Source organism: uncultured Megasphaera sp., assembly GCF_958350005.1.
GTDB lineage: Bacteria > Bacillota > Negativicutes > Veillonellales > Megasphaeraceae > Megasphaera.
Window position 1 is genome coordinate 1 of sequence record NZ_CATWFF010000185.1, and the last position, 3,779, is coordinate 3,779.

General features: G+C 46.1%; 4 protein-coding genes. 3 read left to right on the forward strand and 1 reads right to left on the reverse strand.

What is annotated here, in order from left to right:
- The first annotated feature begins 73 nt into the window (after positions 1-73).
- The 3 genes from trmB (at position 74) to hydE (ending at position 3,201) form a co-directional block, all read left to right on the forward strand.
- A complete protein-coding gene (trmB, locus tag Q3886_RS09115) occupies positions 74-748 on the forward strand; it encodes a tRNA (guanosine(46)-N7)-methyltransferase TrmB (protein WP_301861102.1) in 675 nt (224 codons plus the stop codon).
- Positions 732-1,976, forward strand: coding sequence for an FtsW/RodA/SpoVE family cell cycle protein (locus tag Q3886_RS09120; protein WP_301861103.1), 1,245 nt, complete (start codon positions 732-734; stop codon positions 1,974-1,976). The genes trmB and Q3886_RS09120 overlap by 17 nt, the downstream gene beginning before the upstream one ends.
- A 130-nt stretch (positions 1,977-2,106) precedes the next feature.
- On the forward strand, positions 2,107-3,201 hold the full coding sequence (hydE, locus tag Q3886_RS09125) for a [FeFe] hydrogenase H-cluster radical SAM maturase HydE (protein WP_301861104.1): 1,095 nt from the start codon (positions 2,107-2,109) through the stop codon (positions 3,199-3,201).
- Positions 3,202-3,294: 93 nt separating this feature from the next.
- Here hydE and Q3886_RS09130 read toward each other — a convergent pair whose 3' ends face one another.
- Positions 3,295-3,750 carry a GNAT family N-acetyltransferase gene (locus Q3886_RS09130; protein WP_301861107.1) on the reverse strand — a complete coding sequence of 152 codons (456 nt, stop codon included), beginning with the start codon at positions 3,748-3,750 and terminating at the stop codon, positions 3,295-3,297.
- Positions 3,751-3,779 lie beyond the last annotated feature (29 nt).

Consider the following 3,779-nt stretch of genomic DNA (forward strand, 5'->3'; position numbering starts at 1 on the left):
TAATATTACAAGATATACAGGCTGATTTCATGAGAAATCAGCCTTGTTTTTACTATGAAAAAGGAGACTGACCATGCGGTTACGAAGAAAACCATGGATTGATGAAGCCATTAAAGAATACGCATCATTTTTGCATCTGGAAAGCTGTGAAGCCTATAAGGGAAAATGGAGATCTGTCTTTTCCAACCCTGACGCACCATTGTGGGTGGAATTGGGAACCGGTAAGGGAAACTTTATTTCACAAATGGCGCAGATTCATAGGGATGTAAATTTTATTGGCATTGAACTGCAAATTGGCGTCATTTATTATGCCGGCAAAAAATGTGCGGAAGCAGAAGTAGATAATGTACATCTTCTGCGGTTTGATGTGGCCCGGCTGGAAGATATTTTCGCTCCCGGAGAAGTGAACCGGTTTTTTATCAATTTTTGCGATCCCTGGCCGAAAAAGCGGCATGCCAAACGGCGTCTGACATACAGGGGATTTCTGGATCGGTATGCCCGCCTCCTGGCAGCCGACGGGCGGCTTGATTTTAAATCCGACAATGCCGGACTCTTTGATTTTACGCTGGAAGAGCTGGCAGAACGGCAGTGGCAGGTATCAGACGTGACGTATGACTTGCATCACAGCGACATTGCCAATGAAGCGATGACGGAATATGAAGCCAAGTTCAGCGCCAAGGGACAGCCTATTTTCCATTGTACGGCGCGGCGGCCAGTGGGGGCAGCAGAAGATGGTGAGAGAATCTAGAGAAATACGCAATACCTTTTGGGCCTTATGTATTACCTTTGCGTTGTTGATTGCCATTGGTACGGCCAATGTATTCAGTGCGACCTTTGTAGAAGATTATGTCACCGGAGGCAATTCCTTTTCCCATCTTTTCCAGCAAGGTAAGCTTCTTGCCATTGGCGCTGTTTTTAGCGGTGTCGTGTATCGCATAAAGTATCAGCGACTGCAGAAGTATGCATGGATCGGGATTCTGATCGCGGTGTTGCTCCTTATAGGCGTATTATTTGCCGGTACCGTAGTCAATGGGGCCCGCCGCTGGATTATTGTGATGGGTATTTCGTTTCAGCCTTCTGAAGTGGCCAAGTTAGCAGGTATTTTATCTGCTGCTTCTTATATTTCTCTCTCCCTGGAGAAGCATCGCCCTGTAGCTTTTTTTCCCTGGCTTCATCATGGGTCTAACAAGACAGGATGGTGGAAGCGCCTTTGCCCGCACAAGGCCCTTATAGGGCCTCTGATTATGGCACTCCTCGTCTTCAAACAGCCTGATGCCGGGACGGCAATTATTATCTTCAGTATTCCCTGCCTCATGCTTTGGATTGGCGGAGCACGGCTTAGCCAGATAAAATGGCTTGTTGGTATTCTTGCCTGCATTGCTGTAGTGGGTATTGTCATAGAACCGTATCGCATGAACCGTATTATTGCCTGGCTGGATCCCTGGGGATATTCCAAGACGCTGGGATATCAAACGGTACAGGGGCTTATTACCATTGGCTCAGGCGGTATATTTGGGCAAGGCGTCGGCGAAGGAATCAGTAAATTCAATTATTTGCCGGAAGCTCATACAGATTTTGCCTTTGCTGTTGTAGCACAGGAGTGGGGTCTTTGCGGTTCCATTTTTATCCTTATCTTGTTCAGTGCTATCCTGTATTTTGGTGCTATGACTGCGCGGCACTGCCAGGATAGGTTTAACATGTTTTTAGCTATAGGCATTACCTTGTATTTAGGCGGTCAGGGGCTTGTCAATATTTGTATGGTCAGCGGCATGGTTCCTGTTGTCGGTATCCCTTTGCCGTTTATCAGCTATGGCGGTACGGCGCTTGTCGTCAATATGATGGCAGCAGCCGTTCTTCTTAAAATATGCCGAAGTAATCAGAAAGAGGCGCTGAAGCGGGAAATAGAGAATATGGCAGTCACTGTAACCTCTATGAAAGAAGAAACGCGAAGCCAGTTTCCATTAAAACCGCAGTAAAAAGAGAGTTTGTTCATATCTGTAAAAGACTTGCCTGAAAGCAGGTCTTTTTTCTTGCAAAATTGGATCGAATATATTAGTATCAAGATCATAGAAAGATACGGTTTTACAGAGAAAGGATTTTAAGAGAATGATACAGGATATATTGCGGCATACATCCCTGAATCGACAGGATCTGATCGATTTGTTGTCTGTAACGCAGCCGGAAGACCTGCAGACACTGTATGATGCGGCGTATGCTGTCAAAGCGAAAACAGTCGGGCGCGTCGTCTACTATCGGGGACTTATTGAGTTTTCAAACCGGTGCATCAAAAATTGCCGGTATTGTGGTATTCGTCGGGACAATGACGAAGTTGAACGCTTCGATACGGCCAGAGAAGATATTCTTGCCATGGCCAAGTGGTCCTATGAGAATCGGTATGGCTCTCTGACGCTGCAGTCCGGCGAGCGGCAGGACGAAGCGTTTATCGCTTATATTGAAGGTCTGGTACGGGATATAAAAGAATTAAGTCATGGAGAACTGGGAATTACGCTGTGCGTGGGCGAACAGTCGGAAGACACGTATCGCCGCTGGTTTGATGCCGGTGCCCACCGGTATCTACTGCGTATTGAAACGAGTAATCCTGATTTGTACCGGACTCTTCACCCGCAGGACGGGCACCATGAATGGCATGTCCGTAAGACCTGTCTGGAATCGCTGCGGCGTATTGGTTACCAGGTCGGGACAGGCGATATGATCGGTCTGCCTGGACAAACGATAGAAGATTTAGCCGATGATATACTGTTTTATCGGGATATGGATATTGATATGATCGGCATGGGCCCTTATGTTGTTCACCACCAGACACCGGTCGGGCAGTATGTCATGGAGCAGGGGCTGGATTCTGATGAGGAAAAACGCCGTCGTTTTCAGTTGGGACTGAAGATGATTGCTGTTACCCGTTTGTTCCTGCCTGATGTCAATATTGCCTCTACGACGGCACTGCAGGCCCTGCATCCTCTGGGACGAGAACTGGGACTGAAAGCAGGTGCGAATATTCTCATGCCCATTGTTACACTGCCCAAGTTTCGCTCTCAGTATCTTTTGTATGATAATAAGCCCTGCGTGGACGAACGGCCGGATCAGTGCAAAAATTGTCTCAGTGCCCGTGTTGTATCTGTTGGTGATACAATAGGATTAGGAAAATGGGGCGATTCACCGCATTTTTTTGCGAAAAAAGAATAGAATACGATTACTGTCATAAAAAAGCACAGCACTTGATACCTGCCAAATGGGTATTAGGTGCTGTGCTTCTTAATGCGTATATAAAGAGTTATATTAACGTTTGTATTCCATCAGATAGTTAGTGAGACATACTGCCTGCCGATATTGTTTTTGCTTTTTGATAACGATATATCCCCGCTTTTCAAAAAATCTGCGGGCAGTTATAGAGGCATAGGTAATAATTGTGTTTACAGATACAGCTGATTCCAGCGTATTACAGATAGCAGAGGCGATTCCCTGGCACTGATAGTCGGCATGGGTGAATAGGCGGTCTACATAGCCTGTCTTGTCGATATCACCAAATCCGGCAATGATATTGCCTATTTCTGCGACAATCGTATAATGAGCAAGGAATGAACGATTCCAGACGACTGCATCTTCGGTTCCCGTTGCCCATACACAACATTGTTCATGCGAATAGTCTCTGATATTTATAGTATGGACAGTATGATAAAATAAGTCGATAAGCACGGGACAGTCAGAAGGTCGGTATGGCCGTATTGTTAGCATAATTTCCCTTCTTTCAGAAAGTCATAATG